This is a genomic window from Mycobacterium sp. (assembly GCF_032161845.1).
GTDB lineage: Bacteria > Actinomycetota > Actinomycetes > Mycobacteriales > Mycobacteriaceae > Mycobacterium.
The window spans coordinates 1-18,757 of record NZ_JAVRQA010000529.1 but is presented as its reverse complement, the minus strand read 5'-3'; the positions used below and the strand labels follow the sequence as shown (position 1 = coordinate 18,757).

General features: G+C 67.3%; 19 protein-coding genes and 1 pseudogene. 13 read left to right on the top strand and 7 right to left on the bottom strand.

The annotated features are described in order from the left end of the window. From QOD90_RS29480 to pdxR, 4 genes and pseudogenes are all read right to left on the bottom strand, one after another. A pseudogene (locus QOD90_RS29480) lies at window positions 1-476 on the bottom strand (hypothetical protein); the annotation flags it as partial. Window positions 477-529: 53 nt separating this feature from the next. Further along, window positions 530-1,030: a DUF302 domain-containing protein gene (locus QOD90_RS29475; RefSeq protein WP_526355791.1), complete on the bottom strand. Its 501-nt coding sequence runs from the start codon at window positions 1,028-1,030 to the stop codon at window positions 530-532. Next, window positions 1,017-1,964 carry a nitrilase-related carbon-nitrogen hydrolase gene (locus tag QOD90_RS29470; RefSeq protein ID WP_526355789.1) on the bottom strand — a complete coding sequence of 316 codons (948 nt, stop codon included), beginning with the start codon at window positions 1,962-1,964 and terminating at the stop codon, window positions 1,017-1,019. The genes QOD90_RS29475 and QOD90_RS29470 overlap by 14 nt, the downstream gene beginning before the upstream one ends. Before the next feature lie 93 nt (window positions 1,965-2,057). Beyond that, a complete protein-coding gene (pdxR, locus tag QOD90_RS29465; protein WP_526355787.1) occupies window positions 2,058-3,488 on the bottom strand; it encodes a MocR-like pyridoxine biosynthesis transcription factor PdxR in 1,431 nt (476 codons plus the stop codon). Between the two features lie 95 nt (window positions 3,489-3,583). On the opposite strand from pdxR, the gene QOD90_RS29460 reads away from it, so the two are divergent. From QOD90_RS29460 to QOD90_RS29440, 5 genes are all read left to right on the top strand, one after another. Further along, window positions 3,584-3,766 (top strand): hypothetical protein, encoded by a 183-nt coding sequence (locus tag QOD90_RS29460; RefSeq protein ID WP_526355785.1) that lies wholly within the window; start codon window positions 3,584-3,586, stop codon window positions 3,764-3,766. Beyond that, complete coding sequence (locus QOD90_RS29455) at window positions 3,766-4,377, top strand: NAD-dependent epimerase/dehydratase family protein (RefSeq protein ID WP_526355783.1); 612 nt, start codon at window positions 3,766-3,768, stop codon at window positions 4,375-4,377. Before QOD90_RS29460 ends, QOD90_RS29455 begins: the two co-directional genes overlap by 1 nt. 15 nt (window positions 4,378-4,392) lie before the next feature. Then, on the top strand, window positions 4,393-4,932 hold the full coding sequence (locus QOD90_RS29450; RefSeq protein ID WP_526355781.1) for an LOG family protein: 540 nt from the start codon (window positions 4,393-4,395) through the stop codon (window positions 4,930-4,932). Between the two features lie 33 nt (window positions 4,933-4,965). After that, the gene (locus QOD90_RS29445; protein ID WP_526355779.1) at window positions 4,966-5,838 is read left to right on the top strand and encodes a LysR substrate-binding domain-containing protein; all 873 of its coding nucleotides are present in this window, start codon (window positions 4,966-4,968) and stop codon (window positions 5,836-5,838) included. Window positions 5,839-5,946: 108 nt separating this feature from the next. Next, window positions 5,947-7,161: an MFS transporter gene (locus tag QOD90_RS29440; protein WP_526355793.1), complete on the top strand. Its 1,215-nt coding sequence runs from the start codon at window positions 5,947-5,949 to the stop codon at window positions 7,159-7,161. Here QOD90_RS29440 and QOD90_RS29435 read toward each other — a convergent pair. Next, window positions 7,158-8,747, bottom strand: a complete 1,590-nt coding sequence (locus QOD90_RS29435; protein WP_526355777.1) for a PTS transporter subunit EIIC — start codon at window positions 8,745-8,747, stop codon at window positions 7,158-7,160. The genes QOD90_RS29440 and QOD90_RS29435 overlap by 4 nt on opposite strands. A gap of 116 nt (window positions 8,748-8,863) precedes the next feature. Between QOD90_RS29435 and QOD90_RS29430 the strand changes: the two genes are divergently transcribed. The 3 genes from QOD90_RS29430 to nagA are packed head-to-tail and all read left to right on the top strand — an operon-like array spanning window position 8,864 to window position 11,273. Continuing rightward, window positions 8,864-9,334: a PTS sugar transporter subunit IIA gene (locus tag QOD90_RS29430; protein ID WP_526355776.1), complete on the top strand. Its 471-nt coding sequence runs from the start codon at window positions 8,864-8,866 to the stop codon at window positions 9,332-9,334. Next, complete coding sequence (nagB, locus tag QOD90_RS29425) at window positions 9,335-10,120, top strand: glucosamine-6-phosphate deaminase (protein ID WP_526355774.1); 786 nt, start codon at window positions 9,335-9,337, stop codon at window positions 10,118-10,120. 7 nt (window positions 10,121-10,127) lie between these two features. Continuing rightward, entirely contained in the window at window positions 10,128-11,273 is a 1,146-nt protein-coding gene (gene nagA / locus QOD90_RS29420; RefSeq protein WP_526355772.1) for an N-acetylglucosamine-6-phosphate deacetylase, read from the top strand. Window positions 11,274-11,320: 47 nt separating this feature from the next. On the opposite strand, the gene QOD90_RS29415 is transcribed toward nagA, so the two are convergent. Next, window positions 11,321-12,661: an MFS transporter gene (locus tag QOD90_RS29415; RefSeq protein WP_526355770.1), complete on the bottom strand. Its 1,341-nt coding sequence runs from the start codon at window positions 12,659-12,661 to the stop codon at window positions 11,321-11,323. A 251-nt stretch (window positions 12,662-12,912) separates the two neighbouring features. On the opposite strand from QOD90_RS29415, the gene QOD90_RS29410 reads away from it, so the two are divergent. Genes QOD90_RS29410 through QOD90_RS29400 form a run of 3 tightly spaced genes read left to right on the top strand, consistent with a single transcriptional unit; the run spans window position 12,913 to window position 16,279 of the window. Further along, window positions 12,913-14,175: a GlnX family signal transduction membrane protein gene (locus QOD90_RS29410; RefSeq protein WP_526355768.1), complete on the top strand. Its 1,263-nt coding sequence runs from the start codon at window positions 12,913-12,915 to the stop codon at window positions 14,173-14,175. Further along, window positions 14,172-15,134, top strand: coding sequence for a glutamate ABC transporter substrate-binding protein (locus QOD90_RS29405; protein ID WP_526355766.1), 963 nt, complete (start codon window positions 14,172-14,174; stop codon window positions 15,132-15,134). Before QOD90_RS29410 ends, QOD90_RS29405 begins: the two co-directional genes overlap by 4 nt. A 5-nt stretch (window positions 15,135-15,139) precedes the next feature. Next, a complete protein-coding gene (locus QOD90_RS29400; RefSeq protein WP_526355764.1) occupies window positions 15,140-16,279 on the top strand; it encodes a hypothetical protein in 1,140 nt (379 codons plus the stop codon). A 40-nt stretch (window positions 16,280-16,319) separates the two neighbouring features. Here the strand turns inward: QOD90_RS29400 and QOD90_RS29395 are convergent, their stop codons facing one another. After that, on the bottom strand, window positions 16,320-16,493 hold the full coding sequence (locus tag QOD90_RS29395) for a hypothetical protein (protein WP_526355762.1): 174 nt from the start codon (window positions 16,491-16,493) through the stop codon (window positions 16,320-16,322). Between the two features lie 31 nt (window positions 16,494-16,524). On the opposite strand from QOD90_RS29395, the gene QOD90_RS29390 reads away from it, so the two are divergent. Then, window positions 16,525-18,519, top strand: coding sequence for a tetratricopeptide repeat protein (locus QOD90_RS29390; RefSeq protein WP_526355760.1), 1,995 nt, complete (start codon window positions 16,525-16,527; stop codon window positions 18,517-18,519). Further along, window positions 18,516-18,757 (top strand): zinc-ribbon domain-containing protein (locus QOD90_RS29385; protein ID WP_526355758.1); only part of this gene is annotated, 242 nt, incomplete at its 3' end. The genes QOD90_RS29390 and QOD90_RS29385, both read left to right, overlap by 4 nt.

Below are 18,757 nucleotides of genomic sequence, written 5' to 3'. Positions count from 1 at the left end.
GCGGAAACGACTTCGGTGACGACGTTCTTCGCGACCGGATCGGATTGCTTGGCGACGGGTGCCGACTCGGGTGCGGCGGTCTCCGGGACCGGTTGTTTCCTTCGCGGGGCGGCCTCCGTACCTCGCTTCGAGGCGTGGTCGTCGTTGTTCTTGACCTCGTCCTTCTTGGCGTCCGCGGAGTCCGGCAACGTCGTGTCCGGGTCCGTCGTATCTGGCCTGTCGACGTCCGGCTTGTCGGTGTCGGGCTTGTCGACGTCCGGCTTGTCGGGGGTGGTCTTCGGCCCTGGCTTGGGTGCGTCCGAGCCCGTCGAATCCGACGACGAGGAGCTCGCGGACTCCGCACCGGTGCCGGTTTCCGCTCCTGCCGCTCCTGCGCCCGCGAGCAGCGCCGCCGACACTCCGGCGGTGACGAGTCCCGCCCCCGCCCACACCGATAGCTGTTCCACCCGAGCCCCTGACGTTCGCGTCGAATCCATGCGAGGCGATCCTGACAGGCACCGTCCTCCCGAGTGGGCGTTTTGCGTCAGGGCTAGGTGATCGTGGCGACCAAGGCCGCCAGTTTCGCGTCGAGTGCCACCGCTGCCTCGTACAGGGGCTGGTTGGGTTCGACCACCATCAGGGAGGACGGACGCACGTACGTGACGGCGCTGCGATCGTCGTCCTCCTCGGTCAATAGGAGTTCGACGGGCGCGAACAGGCCGGCCGTGACGTCGTGACGCAGCATCGTGATCGCGATCAGCGGATTGCCGATCACCATGCGGAGCGCCTTGCGGTCGATCCCGGCCTTCTTGATCCACGCACCGTGGTTCAACGATGCAAAGAGCATGAAACCACTTGGGCCGACGTGCCGTTCGACTTCTTGCTGGTAGGACTCCCAGTCGCCAAACCGCGCGGCGATGTCGTCGATCGGCACGGGTTGCTCACCGACGTCGGCGAGCAACGCACGCACCAGCGCACCAAAGTCCTTCGGGCTGTCGACCCGCAACCGGACGCCGGTGAACGGGATTTCCTGCGGGTCAGACGCGGACATCGTCGGGCTCCTGATCGTGGACATTGGCCTTGGGCGTGCGATCGATGAGCAGGCTGAGGAGTTCCGGGCGACTGTAGTGACCGCTGGCGTCCATCTTCGACTTGCGCTGATCGATCAACGTGAAGTCCAGGTCTGCGATCACCTCGCCTTCACCGGAACGCAGTGGCTCGCCGAGCAATTCGCCCATGGGCGACACGATCGCGGTGAAACTGCCGCCGGAGATCGGTCCCATCGGGGATCCGGTGTCCGCCACGATCTGCGCCTGCTGTTCGGGGTTCAGCCAGGCGGTGGCATTGACGACGAAGCTGCCGGACTCGAGTGCGTGATTGCGCACGCTGAGTTCGGTCTGTTCGGCGAACAGCGGGCCGCCGAACGAACCGGGGAACATCGCCGCGTGGATCTGCTCGCCGTCGGCGATGAGGGCGTAACGGGTCAGCGGATTGTGGTGTTCCCAGCACGCCAACTGGCCGATGCGTCCCACCGCGCTGTCGACGGCCCGCAGTCCGGAGGCGTCGCCCTGTCCCCAGATCATGCGTTCGTGATAGGTGGGCGTGATCTTGCGTCGGCGCTGTAACAGCGTCCCGTCGGCGTCGAACAACAACTGGGTGTTGAACAGCGTGCCGCCGTCGCGTTCGTTGACGCCGATGGACACCACGACGCCGGCCTCCCTGGCCGCATCGCCGATGGCATGTGTCGCGTCCGACGGCACGGTGACCGCCTGGTCGAGCAGTCTCAACTGTTCGGCACCCATCTCGAATGGTCGCTGCACGAACGAGAAGTACGGGTAGTACGGGACCACCGTCTCCGGGAACGTGGCGAACTGCACGCCCGCCCTACCGAGTTCGGCGATCTTGCCAACGACCTTCTCGACGGTTCCCTCCCGGCTGTAGAGCACAGGACTGATCTGCACCGCGGCCGCCTTCACTACGGTCATGTCGGCCACCTTCCTCGTTTGGACTTGCCTCTGGAACAAGCGTCGGGCAGGCCGTCCTATTCCTGAGTATATTTGACCGAACTCAGCTACGGGTCAGCTCTGCGGCATCACCTTGCACAGCGTGTCGAGGGCCCCGGCCCATGCGCTGTCCGAGGGGGCCGCGTACCCGACGATCAGGGCGTCCCGCTGCGGCAGCTTCCATGGGGAGCCCGCCTCTTCGTAGCGGAAGTCCGAAAGGCCGCTGACGGCAAGGCCTTCCCTGGCGGCGGCAGCCACGACGGAGCGCTCACTTCCACGCGGCAGTTCGAGAACCGCTTGCAAACCGGCGGCCATGCCGGTGATGCGGACGCCCGGGGCGCTCTGCGCCAGCGCTGCCACCAGTTGGTCGCGGCGGTGCCGGTAGCGCAGCCGCATCGAGCGCACGTGGCGGTCGTAGGCACCCGAGGTGATGAACTCGGCGAGGGTCAGCTGATCGAATGCGCTCGACCAGTCGACGGGTCCCTTGGTTGCCAAGACGTTCGGAATCAGTTCTTCCGGCAGCACCATCCAGGCCAGTCGGAGCCCGGGTGCCAGCGACTTGCTGGCCGACCCGATGTACACCACCTGCTCGGGGTCGAGGCCCTGCAATGCGCCAACGGGCTGGCGGTCATACCTGAACTCCCCGTCGTAGTCGTCCTCGACGATCAGGCCGCCGGTGGCCCGCGCCCAGTCGATGGCAGCGGAGCGCCGCTCGGGGTGCAGCTCCACTCCCGTCGGATACTGATGCGCCGGGGTCAGCAGCACCGCGCCGACGCCGGGCATTTGCACCAAATCATTTGTGAGCGCACCACTGTCGTCGACGTAGAGTGGCGGCGTACGTAGCCCGGCGTCGCTGAGGAGGCTCCGGTAGACGTCGAATCCGTACGATTCGACGGCGACCGCGCGTACCCGGAGCGTGCGCAGTGTGTGCGCCATCAACGTCAATCCGTGGTGAAATCCGGAGCAGATGACTATTCGCTCGGGAGTGACGTACACCCCGCGAGCCCGCGCGAGGTACTCCGCGAGTGCGGTGCGCAGCTCGACCCGGCCCGCGGGATCGCCGTAGCCGAAGGCGTCGTGCGGCGCCGCAGTGAGCGCGCGCCGTGCGGCGGTCAGCCATTGGGTGCGCGGGAACTCGGCGAGGTTCGGCGATCCCGGCAGCAGACCATGGGTCGGTTGGCGGAGAACCGCTCTGGGGCGGCCGGAGGTGCGTGGCCGCGTCCGCGTCGCCACCCGGGTGCCGGAGCCCCGCTTGGCGGTGAGCCACCCCTCCGCGATCAGCTCCGCGTACGAGTCGGCCACGGTGTTGCGCGCGACGCCGAGATCGGCCGCGAGGGATCGAGAGGACGGCAGGCGCGTTCCTGGTGCGAGCCGCCCCGTCCGCACGGCCTCCCGCAGGGCATCCATCAGGCCCGCGCGCAGGCCGGGTCCCGCGAGGTCCAAGTGGAGATCGGCACCGAGCACGAAGTCGCCGGCCGGCAACGAAGTGGCCCATGAATCACCCATGAAAGTGGACCATATACCTGCGCCACTTCATCGGTAGCGTCGGACGTGAAGTTGGAATCAATCCAGATCCGATCGATGAACGAAAGAGCACGGCCATGAACGTCACCCCAATTCGTCTCCTGTTGTTACTGTCGGCGGCAGCCGCCATCCCGATCGCCCCATCGGCGATGCTGGCGACCGACGCCGCTCCGTCCAAGGTCTGCGTCCTGGCCGGCGCGGGAACCGGCTGCGAGGCGCCCCGCCCCGCGGTGCGCGTCCTTCGTCCCTTGGAACTCTGATGACCGACTCGAGCAGGCGCATCTTCTTCGCAGGAGCTTCTGGCGCCATCGGCACACGGCTCCTCCCGTTGCTCGTCGCGGCCGGACATACCGTCGGTGCCATGACGCGGTCGGCCGGGAAGGCCGATGTTCTGGCTGCCCTCGGTGCCGAACCCATCGTCTGCGACGTCTTCGACCGCGCACGCCTCACCGCCGCCGTTCACGCGTTCAAGCCCGACCTACTTCTGCACGAACTGACCGACCTGCCCGACGACCTGGCGAGCCTGCCGCAGGACTCGGTGCTCAACGCGCGGATTCGGGATGAGGGCACCAGAAACCTCCTCGACGCACTGCCGGATCCAAGCCGGACGAAGATCGTCGCCCAGAGCGTGGCGTGGACGATGTCACCCGGCGCTGAGGCTGAGGCGGTCGCCTCACTCGAGAGCGCCGTGTTGACGGCCAACGGCGTCGTCCTGCGCTACGGATTCCTCTATGGCCCCGGCACCTACTTCGAAGACGAGCTGCCCCCGGCGCCACGCGTTCACATCGACGCCGCCGCCGCCCGAACGCTGCACGCCCTCGATGCGGCTCCCGGCATACTGAGGATCGTCGATGACGAACCGCAGTACTGAAAGGGGCCGCCGCACATGAAGATCTGCGTCTTTCTGTCCGCCGCGGATCTCGACGAGCGGTACACCACGCCCGCCCGCAAGTTCGCCGAACTGATCGGCTCCGGCGGGCACACGCTGGTGTGGGGCGGCTCCGACACGGGGTTGATGAAGGTCGTCGCGGACGGAGTGCGGTCGACGGGAGGGCGGTTGGTCGGCATCTCGGTGGAGTTCCTCCGTGCGAAGGCCAGGGCCGACGCCGACGAGATGGTCTTCGCCAAGGACCTCGCCGAGCGAAAGGCGCTGCTGCTCGCCGGATGTGACGCCATCGTGGTGATGGTCGGCGGCCTGGGGACGCTGGACGAGGCCACCGAGATCCTGGAGCTGCGCAAGCACGGTTTTCACGCCAAGCCGGTGGTGCTGCTGAACACCGCGGGCTTCTACGACGGACTGGCTCTCCAACTTCGAAGAATGGAAGCCGACGGGTTCCTGCCGATCCCGTCGGGGGACTTGGTCCACGTCGCCGCCGATGGAGCGGAGGCGCTCGCCTATCTGGAGGAGTCCGTAGGACACTCGTGACGCGGCGACGTGCGGATTCGCTATCGTCGGGCGGTGCACCTCGAGGAACTGCAGTGGTTCGTGGCGCTCGCCGATGCCGAGCACGTCACCGACGCCGCGGCCGAGCTGGGAGTCAGCCAGCCGACGTTGTCGCGTGCCCTGGCGCGTTTCGAGGAGCAGGCCGGGGCGCCACTGTTCGACCGGATCAATCGACGACTTCGGCTCAACGCCTACGGGCAGATCATGCTCGAGCACGCCAGGCGAAGCATCGCCGAAATGCAGTCCGCTGGAGAGCGCATCGCCGCGCTGAGAGATCCCGACAGCGGGAGGGTGCGGCTCGCGTTTCTGCATTCGCTCGCGAGCTGGTATGTCCCGGAACAACTTCGACGATTCCGCGACACCGTGCCCGGGATCGGTTTCGACCTGTTCCAAGGTCCGGCGCACGAGATCACGCATCGGGTGCGGGGCGGTCAAGCCGACCTGGCGATCACCTCCCCGCGCCCCGACGGGCCCGGCTTCACCTGGCATCAGCTGTACGTCGAACGCCTGTGCCTGGCCGTCCCGCCGGGGCATCGGTTGGCCACGCGGGCCCGAATGCGATTGTCCGCCGCGGCGGGGGAGCCCTTCGTCGCGCTGACCGAGCAGTCCGGACTGCGACAGCTCACCGACGACCTGTGCGCTGAAGACGACTTCGAGCCGGACATCGTGTTCGAGGCCACCGAGATTCCCACGATGGAGGGGTTGGTGGCGGCCGGATTTGGTGTCGCCGTCGTCCCCGTCCCACGCGAGGGCGCCGGTGCATCAAAGACCGTCCACGTTCCGTTGGTGAACGCCGGGGCCAAGCGCGAAGTAGGACTGGTGTGGGACCGAGATCGGCCGCAATCCCCGCCCGCGGAGCGCTTTGCGAAATTTCTCATGAAGACATAGCGCGAGCTCCCGTCGAGTCACCAGCAGTGATGCGCAGACTGCATGACAATGGCAAAGGTCATGCATTGGACACATGACGAATGGCTTCCTACCGTCTAATCAGTGTCGATCGAACAATCCATCGCGCCGGGCTGGGTCGGTCATGCCAGGGGCTCGGCCGAGTACGGACGGCTGCTCGCCGCCCTCTTCTGCGCAGGTGTGGCGACGTTCGCTCAGCTCTACTCGCCGCAGGCGGTACTGCCGCTCATCTCCGCCAGCCTTCACATCGGCGCGGCCGATGCGGCCCTGACCATTTCGGCGTCGACCGTCGGCCTCGCCGTCGGCGTGATCCCCTGGTCGACGCTGGCCGATCGCATCGGCCGGGTGAAGGCAATGACGATCTCGGTCAGCGTCGCCACCACCGTTGGGCTTGTCGTTCCCTTCGCGCCAACGTATGAGCTGTTGCTCGCCGGACGCTTCCTCGAAGGTCTGTTCGTCGGCGGAGTGCCTGCCATCGCCGTCGCCTACTTGACCGAGGAGATCGACCCCGCGCACGCCGCAAGGGCGGCAGGCACCTTCGTGGCGGGCACGACCATCGGTGGTCTCCTCGGCCGCTTGGTGTCCAGTCCGGTTGCCGAGTTCGCCGGTTGGCGCGTCGGGGTCTTCACCGTCGCCGGGCTATGCGGGTTGGCCGCGCTGGCGTTCGTCAAACTCGCCCCTGCGCCCCGCGGTTTCGTTCCGTCCAAGCTGTCGGGCGCCAACGCCGAGGGCACGCTAATCCATCGGCTGGCGGCCAACCTGCGATCGCGTCGGCAGGTCACCCTGTTCGCCCAGGGGTTTCTGCTGATGGGCGGATTCGTGGCGCTCTACAACTTCCTGGGCTTCCGGCTGACGGGGGCACCGTTCTTCCTGTCGTCGTTCGTCGTCAGCCTGGTGTTCCTGGCGTACTTGGCCGGCACCTGGGCGTCGTCCCGAGCGGGTGCCGAAGCGACCCGCTTCGGACGCAAGCGGATCCTGCTGGTGTCGATCGCGATCATGGTCACCGGAGTCGCTATTACCTTGAGCGACAACTTGATCGTGGTTCTCGCCGGTTTGGTGATCGCCACGGCGGGCTTCTTCGGGGCGCATTCGATAGCGTCCGGTTGGACGGGTCAGTCGGCGCCGGTTGGCAAGGCGCAGGCGTCGTCGCTGTACAACCTCTTCTACTACGGCGGCTCCAGCGTCATCGGCTGGTTCGGCGGGGTGGCCTTCGACGGATATGGCTGGACCGCCGTCGCCATCACGATCCTGGTGCTGGCCGTCATCGCCGCCGTCGTTGCGGCGCTTGCCCTTCCCGAAAGTTAGAGCACGTCGGTGATGTCGTTCTTCAGTGCCTCGGCCTGGGTGCCGAACACCGCTTGGACGTTGTTGCCGACTTCGATGACACCGGCGGCGCCGAGACTCTTCAGGCGAGCCTGATCCACCTTGCCAGGGTCGGCGACTTCCATCCGCAGGCGGGTGATGCAGGCGTCGACGTTGACGAGGTTCTCTCGCCCGCCGAACGCCGCGATGAGCTGCTCGGCCTTGCTGTCCGTTGCCGCGGGGGCGGGTGTGGTAAGCGTGTTGGTGGCGGTGCCGGACCCACCGGCCGTCACGGCGGTGGCAGCGTCGGAGCCTTCGCCGAGGTTCGCCTTCTCCTCCGCCTCGAACTCGCTCTCCGGTTCCCGGCCGGGAGTCCGCATGTTCCACTTCGTAATCGCGAAGCGGAACAGCAGGAAGTAGACGACGAAGAACACCACCCCCATGAGAAGGAGCAGCGGGATGTTCTTTGCCGCCGGTGCGGTGCCGTAGAGCAGCAGGTCGATCAGGCCCGCGGAGAACGAGAAGCCAAGATGGATGTCGAGCAAGTAGGCGATGGCGAGTGAGAGCCCGGTGAGCACGGCGTGGATGACGTACAGCGGGAACGCCACGAACATGAACGCGAACTCGAGCGGCTCGGTGACGCCGGTCAGGAACGCGGTCAGCGCGGCCGCCGACAGGATGCCGACCGCGACCTTGCGCTGCTTCTTGTTCGCGGCGAGGATCATCGCCAACGCGGCGGCGGGCAACCCGAACATCAAGATCGGATAGAAACCCGACGTCAGCAGGCCCGCCGACGGATCGCCCGCGGCGAAGCGGGTGAGCTCGCCGGTGACGACACTGCCATCCGGCTTTTGGTAGTCGCCGTAGAGGAACCACACGTAGGAGTTCGGGATGTGGTGCAGACCCAGCGGGATCAGCATGCGGTTGGCGAACCCATAGACGAACGCGCCCAACGCTCCGCTTCCCCCGATGAACTTGCCGAGGCCCGTCAGGCCCGCGTCGAAGATGGGGTAGAAGTAGCTCATCGCGAAGCCGAGGAAGAGACACGTCACCGACACGACGATCGGCACGAAGCGCCTGCCGCCGAAGAAGCCGAGATACGAAGGCAATTGGATGGTGTGGTAGCGGTCGAACAGCCAGGCGGTGAGCAGGCCGACCACGATGCCGGCGAACACGCTGTAGTTGATCAGCGCCTGATCACCCGCTTTGTCGACTTCGCCCGCGAGGACGATCGGCGACATCGTCTTGAACACCGCCTGCACGACGAGGTAGCCGACGACGGCCGCCAGCGCCGTCGAGCCGTCGGCCTTCTTGGCGAAGCCGATGGCGACGCCGACGGCGAAGAGCAGCGGAAGGTTGGAGAACACCGCGTCGCCGGCCGCGCTCATGGCCTGGAAGAACGGCCCGATGACGGGGGTCTTGATGCTGCCGAGCACGTCGGGTTGGCCCAACCGCAGCAGGATGCCCGCCGCGGGCAGCACCGCGATGGGCAGCATGAGGCTCTTGCCGAGCCGCTGCAACTGCGCGAAGCCGGGTATCCGCGGGCCTGATTTCCTTTGCGCGCCTTCAGTATTCGTGGTGTTGCTCACTGCCGGTCACCCTCCTCTCCCGCAGACATCGCCAGCCGCCGAAGCCGCGGGTGAAGCTTAGACGAGAACCCGGGAACACGAGACCGACTTGGGCCGGTGCTCGTATTGTTGGGCACATGAGCACGACACACGTCCTCGCCCCGGTCCCCGGTCGCGCCGTTCCGCTCCAAGACGTACCCGACCCCGTCTTCTCGCAGGGCATGGTTGGCTACGGTGCCGCCGTCGAACCACCGCACGGAGTCGTCGAGGCCGTCGCCCCGGTCAGCGGAAAGATCCTGAAGCTGCTACCGCACGCCTACATCGTGATGACCCCGGACGCCGTCGGCGTGCTGGTCCACCTCGGTCTGGACACCGTCGCGCTCAATGGCGAGGGCTTCACCGCCCACGTCAGCCAAGGCGACGACGTGACGGCGGGTCAGCTCGTCATCACCTACGACGTTCCGGCGATCGTGGCCAAGGGGCTCAACCCGATCGTGCCGGTGGTGGTCATGGACGAGCGCGAGGCCGCCAATGTCGTCGCTGCCGAAGCGGTCCTCGCCGGCGCCGACATTGCTTCGGGTGCAAGCCTTTTCACCGCAAACAAGTAGATGGAAGTCGTCATCTGCCGGGACGTCACGGAGATCGGCGGCATCGCCGCCGACGCAATCGGCACCCTGCTCACTGACAAGCCAGAGGCGGTGCTCGGCCTAGCCACGGGATCGTCGCCACTGGCGATCTACGACGAGCTGGCGAGACGTTACGACGCGGGGCTGATCTCCTTTCGAAGAGCCCGCGGATTCACCCTCGACGAGTACGTCGGTCTGCCGGCCGATCACCCCGAGCGCTACCGGACGGTCATCGACACCGTCTTCGCGTCGCGGGTGGACTTCGCGCCCGACGCGGTCCATGGCCCCGACGGCGGGGCAGCCGACATCCCTGCGGCGTGCGCGGCGTACGAGGCCGCGATTCGTGCCGCAGGCGGCGTCGATCTGCAGATCCTCGGGATCGGGACCGACGGGCACGTCGCGTTCAACGAGCCGGGATCGTCGCTGGCCTCACGGACGCGGATCAAGACGCTGACGCGTCAGACGCGCATCGACAATGCCCGATTCTTCGACGACGACGTCGAATCGGTGCCCACCCACTGCCTGACCCAGGGGCTCGGCACCATCATGGAGGCCAAGCATCTGATCCTGGTGGCCACCGGTCGCAGCAAGGCCGAAGCGGTACATCACCTCGTCGAGGGAGCGGTCAGCGCGATGTGGCCCGCCACGATTTTGCAGCACCATCCGCACGTCACCGTGCTGCTGGACGACGCGGCGGCCCGCCGGCTGCAACTCGTCGACTATTACCGCGAGACGTACCGCGCCAAGCCGGGATGGCAAGGCATCTGAGCGACCCATGCTAATCACCGCCGACACCCTGCTGACTGGCCGAGAACTGTTGCGACCAGCCTGGATTGACATTTCCGACGGTGTCGTGCGGGCTGTGGGCGATGGTGCCGCACCGCGAGCCGCCGACCGCGATCTCGGTGCGGTGACGGTGGTGCCGGGCTTCGTCGACACCCATCTGCACGGTGGTGGAGGAGCGAACTTTCACGCCGCCGTCCACGCCGAAACGGTCACCGCCGTCGAACTCCACCGCAGACATGGCAGCACTTCGTTGGTCGCCTCACTCGTCACGGCCGGACCCGACGAATTGCTGCGGCAGGTCAGCGAATTGGCCGACGACGTCCGTGCGGGTCTCATCGATGGCATCCACCTGGAGGGCCCATGGCTCGCCACCAGTCGGTGTGGCGCCCACCAGCCGACCCTGATGCGCGATCCGGACGCCGGCGAGATCGAGCGCATCCTCGACGCGGGCGGCGGCACCATCCGGATGGTCACCATCGCGCCGGAACGCGACGGTGCGCTGGCGGCGATCCGCCAACTCGTCGGGGCCGGGGTGGTGGCTGCCGTCGGTCACACCGAGGCGACCTACGAGCAGACGCGGGCGGCGATCGCGGCCGGCGCGACCGTTGGCACCCACCTGTTCAACGCGATGCGGCCGATCGACCGTCGCGAGCCGGGACCCATCATCGCGCTCCTCGAAGACCCCCGAGTGACCGTCGAGGTGATCAGCGACGGCGTGCACGTCGACCCCGCCGTCTACCGGCACGTCACGCGCAGTGTGGGACCCGACCGGGTGTCGTTGGTGACCGATGCGATGGCGGCGACGGGCATGGCCGACGGCCGCTATCACCTCGGGCCGTTGGCAGTGGACGTCGTCTTTGGCGTTGCGACGGTGGCGGGCACGGACACGATCGCGGGCAGCACGGCGACGATGGATCGAGTGTTCCGATTTGCCGTCGAGCACAGCGGACTGTCGCGTGACGAGGCGCTGAAACTGGCCGTGCGGCAGGCCTCGGTCAATCCCGCGAGAGCGTTGGGTCTGCCGTCGGACGGACTCGCCAACGGTGCGAACGCCGATGTGGTGCTGCTGGACTCGACGCTCGGGGTGGCTGGCGTGATGCGCCGCGGATCGTGGGTGGTGGAACCCGCAAGCTAGGGCACTAGCCACCGCTCACGGGCAATCGTTTCGCTTCGTCGTATTGATCATCTCGTCGGTTCATCGACGGCCCGCAATGGTCGGCCTGCCGTCTCCCGCATCGTCAGCAGCGTCGCGAGGGTGACGAGTGCGGCCAGGATGACGTAGTACGCGGGCGCGACGGCGTTGCCGGTCCTATCGGTTAGCCAAGTGGCCACGTAGGGTGCCGTGCCGCCGAACAAAGCAACTGAGACGTTGTACCCGATCGAGTACCCGGTGGAACGCACTCGCGTAGCGAACAGTTCGGCCCCCGCGGCCAGCGATGCCGACACGAACACCGCCTCGAGCGCGGCCAGTCCGGCGTGGGCAGCGATCGCTGCGCCGAGGGGTCCCGCATTGAGCAGCAAGAACAGTGGGTACGCGAAGACCGCGAATCCCACGGCGCCGGCCATCAACAGCGGCTTGCGGCCGATCCGGTCGGACAACGCAGCCAGCGGGAGGATCAACAGCAGCGCCACCACGCTGGCCACCGTGATGGAGATGAAGGCGTCGGTCTTGGTGAATCCGAGCGTCTTGGTGAAGTAGGTGGGCAGATAGGTGAACACCACGTAGAAGCCCACGTTGTGGATGATGACCAGGCCGATGATCTGCAGTATGGGCCGCCACGCCGTTCGCACCGCTTCCCTCAGTGGGGATTCGGCTACCTCGCCGGCCTCTTGGAGTCTCTCGAACTCCGGAGTGTCCCGCAGCCGCAGCCGGATGTATAGACCGACCACGCCGAGCACGCCGGCGATGAGGAATGGGATGCGCCAGCCGTAGGTGTTCATCGCGTCCTCGGACAGGATCGCCTCAAGCGCGGTGACCGTGACGGACCCCAGCAGGAAGCCGATCACCACCGACCATACGAGGAAGGCGACGACCAATCCGCGGTGCCGCGTCGGGGCGAACTCAGCCAAGAAGCAAGCACCGCTGCCATATTCGCCGCCAGCCGAGAAGCCCTGCACACAGCGCAGGAGCACCAGCAGCACCGGGGCCGCGACACCGATCGCCTCATAACTGGGCACCAGACCAATGCCGAGGGTGGACATCGACATCAGGACCACCACGATGGCCAACACCCTCTTGCGACCAATTCGATCACCGAGCGGACCGAAGAAGAACCCGCCGAGTGGACGCATGAAGAACGCGACCGCGAAGACGGCGAACGTGCTGAGCAACGCGGCGGTGCCGTTCACCGACGGGAAGAACTTCTCGGCGATATAGGTTGCCAGGAAGCCGTAGATCGCGAAGTCGTACCATTCCACGGTGTTGCCGATCCCCGCTCCGACGATTGCTTGACGGAGCGAATTCGGCTCGACTTCGCGGGTCGGTGCCGGCGTGTCGTCGCCGGACGTGTGAATGGCGGGCATGATGGTCTCCCGGGTTCGAACTAGACGTGCGGTTGATCGGAGCGCGGGCGCATCGGGCCGTGCAAAGCCTTGCGCCACAAAAGCGATGGTGCCGGGCGCCCGACGGTGGAGGAAGCTCCCATGCCCCTTGGTTCCCCCAGGTGCGGCCGCGTAACCGTCTATTCGGGCCGAGACGGCTCCCAAGTACGAATATCCTGCATATCCAGACCGTTGATCGCCTGCGGTTACGATCGCGGCCGGGGGTGAACGACATGAGCACTACGCCCACACTGAATGCGCGGGCTTCGGTGGGTTGGCTGCGGCGCTTCGTCCGCACGACACCCGGTGTGGTCGGGCTGGTGGCGGTCGCCGTCGCCGCATCGTGTGTGATCGCCGGTGTCGTCATCGGGGGGCAGCTCGATGGCCGGATCGCCGAAAGCAACTCCGTGCTCGACCGATCCGAGCCGTTCGCCTACTCGGCGCAAAAGCTGTACGCCGCGCTGTCGGCGGCCGATGCTGCAGCCGCGACGGAGTACCTGTCCGGAGGGCTCGAGACCGCCGCGATGCGGACGCGCTATCAGCAGGCCCTGGCTGATGCCGTTGAGGCACTGACCGACGCCACCCTGGGGGCGACCGACGCCGACACCCGTACCGGGTTGGCGCAGATATCCGCCGACCTCACCGCCTATACGGGCCAGGTCGAGTCGGCGCGGGCGAACAACCGACAAGGCTTCGCCGTCGGGGCGGCCTACTTCCGGGAAGCCTCCTCCCTGATGCAGACCTCGATGCTGCCGAGTGCCGAACGGATCTACACCGGCGGCCTTGCCGCGGTCGACCGGGACCAGAGCGCGGTGGGTTCGCTGCCGACCGTCGGACTGGTACTCCTGGTGCTCGTCCTGGTGGTGATCGCCGCCGGGTCGTTGATCCTCATCGGGCGGACCAACCGGCAGTTCAACAGGGGTCTGATCGGTGCGGTGGTCGCCGTCTTGCTGGTGATCGCATGGATCGTGGTGGCCAACCGGTTCGCGGCGAACAGCGTCGAACAGAGCCGAATCGAGGGCACCGCGCGGTTCGAGAAGCTCGCCAACGCTCGGGTACTCGCCCAGAAGGCCAGGACCGACGAGACTCTGCAATTGATCTCGCGCGGTGACATCACGGCGGGGGAGAAGTCGTTCAACGGCCACCTCGGCCAGCTGTCGACGTTGCTCGAGGAAGGACCGGCGGCGGCCGCCGACGCCGCCATCAAGTGGACAGCCAGTCACCGCACGCAGGTGGAGCTGTATCAGGGTGGCGACTACCCGGCCGCGGTCAGCCAGGCGATCGGTGGCGATCCGAGCGGTTCGGCCGCGCAGTTCGCTGCCGTCGAAGCCAGCCTGAGTGAGGCCATCGAACAGACCCGTGCGACCCTGCGCGACGACGTGTCCGCGGCGGGTGCGCGACTGGCCTGGAGTCCCACCGGAACGCTGGTGCTGATGGTGATCGCCGCGGCGGCCGCCGTCGTCGGTCTGTGGCCGCGGCTCAAGGAGTTTCTGTGAAGGCGCGAATCGTGCTGGCGCTGACCGTACTTGCCCTCACCGCCGGGTGTGGGGCACCGGCGGCGCCACAGGCGGTCACCGTCACGCCGGTCAACGCCATGCCGGGTGGGGCGGAGCAGATCACGGCCGCACCGGCAGCCGGCGACACCGATTGCGATCGGGAGGCGAGCCTGCGTCCTGGCCCGCAGCCCAGCCCGGGTGCAATGCCATCCGGTTCGACGATGGCGACCATCTTCGAGCGCGGTCGGCTCATCGTGGGAGTCGACCAGGGTACGAACCTGTTCGGTTCCCGGAATCCCGCCACCGGTGAGCTCGAGGGCTTCGACATCGACCTGGCCCGTGAGCTCGCCCGCCGGATCTTCGGCGATCCCAACCGGGTCGATCTGCGGGTGGTCACCGCGGCCGAACGGGAGACGGCGTTGATGCAGGGTCAGGTGGACCTGGTGGTCCGTACCTACTCGATCACCTGCGACCGCAAGACCAGGGTCGCCTTCTCCACGCCGTATTACGTGGCGAAGCAGCGGATCCTCACCACCCGGGGGTCGGGAATTCGTTCTGCCGCCGACCTTTCCGGCAAGCGGGTGTGTGCGGTCAAGGGCACGACTTCATTGTCTGCGCTCTTTGCGCTCGACCCCAGACCCGCGTTGTTCGGCGTGAGCAACTGGCCCGACTGCCTGGTGATGCTTCAGCAGGGTCAAGTGGATGCGATCAGCACCGACGACGTCGTGCTGTTCGGTCTGCTGCAACAGGATCGGAAGAACCTGGAGTTGGTCGGCGCCAGCATCGGTGACGAGCCATACGGCATCGGGATCAAGCTGGAGAACGAGGACCTGGTGCGATTCGTCAACGGCGCCCTGGCGCAGATGCGCGAGGACGGGACGTGGGAGCGCCTCTACCAAACCAACTTGCAGGCGGTGGCGCCGTCGCCAGGCCCGCCGCAGGCTCGGTACCAGGATTGACGACGATGTTGACCACCGAGGAGATCGACCGCGAACTCGATGCGCGTACGCACGAGGTCAGCGCCGCCGCGGCGACTCTGCTGGAACTCGACAACCACCCCGGGCTGCAGCACGTCCGTCGCTATCCGCCGACCGGCGTGACCGCGCAGAGGTGGGCAGAGGTGGAGAAGTCCCTCGACGAATTGTGGCAGCACGTCGGGCGGATGACGACGATCCTCGACTCCGCCAAGGCGGTGCGGACGCGGCGGTCGAAACTCGACGAGGACGACCGCGTGGAACTGACCAGATGGCTGCGCGAGCGTCCGCTTGAGGTCTCCCGCGAGCGAATTCCCTTGGCCAAACGGGTGATCACCGGTCCGGGTGAGGTCGTCGGCTACGTGGGTCTGGCCGACATGGCCGCGGACATGCGCGATGCGTACCCCGCAGTAGCGGAGTTCCTCGACGACGTCGACCGCGTCAACTCGCTGATCGCGGACCGGCTGGCGCCGTTGCAGCAGCGACTCGACGACGCGGGCGCGGCCTTTCCGTCGGAGGTCGCCGAGCTGTTGGCCGTCTCGGCGACCGACCCGCTGTCGCTGTCGGCGCACGACATCGAGGAACGCGTGCGCATCATCGCCAAGGAGGTGGAACGCCGGTCGGGTGAACTCGCCGAACTCGCTGCATTGCGGGCGAATTGGCCCGATGCCCTCGGCGAGACGTCGGCCCGACTGGACGCGCTACGGGCCGGGCTCGACCGGGTGGCGGAGGTTCGCGCGCGGGTCGAACGCGATGTGGTGTCGGGTCCGCTCCCGTTACACGAGGACGTGGAGCCCCACCTGCGAGCCGAGTTCGGGGCGATGACCGCACCGGATCCGGCTGCGCTGCGATCACTGCGGCACCGGATCGCGGCGGCGCAGCGTCTCGTCGCCGACGACGAGGAGCTTGCGCAGGGGCTGCTCGACCGCCGCGCCGAGCTCAAGGGGCGGCTGACGGCGTATCAGGCCAAGGCGGCCCGGCTGGACCTTGGCGAAGATCGAGACCTGTTGGCGTGCAGTCGGATTGCCTCTGGGTTATTGCATAGGCAGCCGTGCGACCTACGCGCCGTCACCAGAGCCGTCGCGGACTATCAGCAGCTGCTCGTCGAGAAACAGGAGAGCGCGAAATGACGTGCGCCGAACCGGGTTGCGGCGGAACTGTCGTCGACGGCTACTGCGACGTGTGCGGCACGGCGCCGCCACCGCCGGGCTCGACGCCAACGCCGCCCGCGCCGCCCGCGCCGGCCACGGCGGCCACCGCGGGTTCGAGGGCCACCGCGGCGAGCCGTCCGACCGCCCGATCGGCGGGAACGGCACGCACGGGGTCCTCGAGATCGTCCAGCACACGTGGCCGTCTCGGTGCCGGTGTCGTCTCGATGCCGCGGATTCCGAAGGGGGACCCGGCCGCGGCCATCCTGGCCGATCCCAAGGTTCCGGAGAGCAGCCGGTTCTGCGGCAACACCGATTGTGGCAAACCCGTCGGCCGTGGCGGCGAAGGGAGCCCAGGACGTGTCGAGGGCTTCTGCACCCAGTGCGGCACGCGATACTCGTTCGTCCCCAAGCTTTCTCGCGGCGACCTCGTCGGCGGCCAGTACGAGGTACAGGGCGCCATCGCGCACGGCGGCCTCGGCTGGATCTACCTCGCGGTCGACCGCAACGTGCACAACCGCTGGGTCGTCCTCAAGGGCCTGATCAACTCCACCGACGCCGATGCGATGGCCGCCGCCGCTGCCGAGGTCCTGACGCTGTCGGAAGTGGAGCACCCGAACATCGTCCGGATCTACAACTTCGTCGAACACCTGGACGTCGGGGCGACCGCCCCGGTCGGCTACATCGTCATGGAGTACGTGGGCGGGACCTCGCTGAAGCAGATCCGCAAGGCCAGGAATGGCCCGCTTCCTCCCGACCAGGCGGTCGCCTATCTCGTCGAGATCGCACCCGCCGTCGCCTACCTGCACACCCAGGGGCTCGCCTACTGCGACTTCAAGCCGGACAACGTGATGCAGACCGACGAACAGCTCAAGCTGATCGACCTGGGCGCCGTCATCGCCATGGACGACGAGGAGAGCGCGATCTTCGGGACCGCCGGGTATCAGGCGCCGGAGATCGCCAAGACCGGACCGACCGTCGCCAGCGACGTCTATACCGTCGGGCGCACCCTGGCCGTGCTCGTCATGGACGTGCCGCAGGAACGCGGACGCTTCATCGACCAACTGCCTGGCCCCGACACGGTGCCGGTGCTCGCGAAGTACGAATCGTTGTACCGCGCAATACTTCGCGCTACCGACCTGGATCCGGCGCGTCGGTTCTCGTCGATGGAGGAGATGGCCGACCAGCTGACCGGGGTGCTGCACGAGATCGCATCGACCGATACGGGTGCCGCGCAGCCTCGGATGTCGACCTACTTCAGCCCGCAGCGTGACGTGTACGGCGCGGGGCGTAACGCGGCGCTGAAGCCCGCGCGGATCATCGCGGCGCTCCCGGTACCCGTGGTCGACCCGACGGACTCGGGCGCCGCCCTGCTGGCGACCACCAGCGGCACCCCGCCCGCGCAACTCGAGCACGCGCTGGACCTCGCACGAGGCGGTGCCAACCAGGGCAAGAGCACCTCCGTCGAGATCCCACTGCGGCTGGTCCGCGCGTCGTTGGAACTCGGTGCCGCCAAGGAGGCTCGCGCGCGCCTCGCCGAGCTCGAACCGGTGCTTCAAGGGGACTGGCGATTACTGTGGTACAGCGCGCAATGCGCACTCCTCGAGGGTGAGTTCGCTAACGCAGCAGCTGATTTCGACACCGTTCTGGCCACGTTGCCTGGCGAGCTCGCACCCAAGTTGGCGATAGCGGCGTCCGCCGAACTCCGCGACGCCCGCGAGGATGCACTGCGCTACTACGAGATGGTGTGGCGGACTGACCGCAGCTATGTCAGCGCCGCCTTCGGGTTGGCAAGGCAGCGAGAATCCGCGGGAGACCGCATCGGTGCCGTCGCGGCGCTGGATCAGATCCCGGCTGCCTCAGCTCATTTCACCGACGCCGGAGCCACCGCCATCGCGATCCTGCTCGACGGACGGACAGCCGTCGATCTGGACGAGCCGACGCTGATCGACGTCGACAAGCGGGCCAGCGCTCTCGACCTCGAATCCACCGCCAAACGGGCGACGATCCGACTGCGGGTGCTGGGAGCGGCCCTCGACTGGCTGCGGGCGGGGCACCAGCCCAAGACCCCGCGCCTCCTCGGGGCCGACTTCGACGAGCCCGGTCTGCGGTCTGGGATGGAACGCTGCTACCGAGAACTGGCCCACGAGTCGGCGGACATGTGGGAACGCATCGAGTTGGTCGAGAAGGCGAACTCGATCAGGCCGAGGACACGGGTATGACGGCCGAGCACGCCGGATGCCCGAAATGCGGTGCGCCGGCCGGGCAATCGGACCGATTCTGCGAGAGCTGCGGCGGGCCCCTCTTCGAGGTGCCGACGCCCACCTTCAGCCGGGTCGCGATACCGCGGGCTGGGCTGGTGGAGGGTCCGTGTGCCGACTGCGGCGTCGATTCCTTCTCCGACGGATACTGCACCGGATGCGGCCACCGCCGCGCCGCGCCCGACCGCGACGAGGCGCA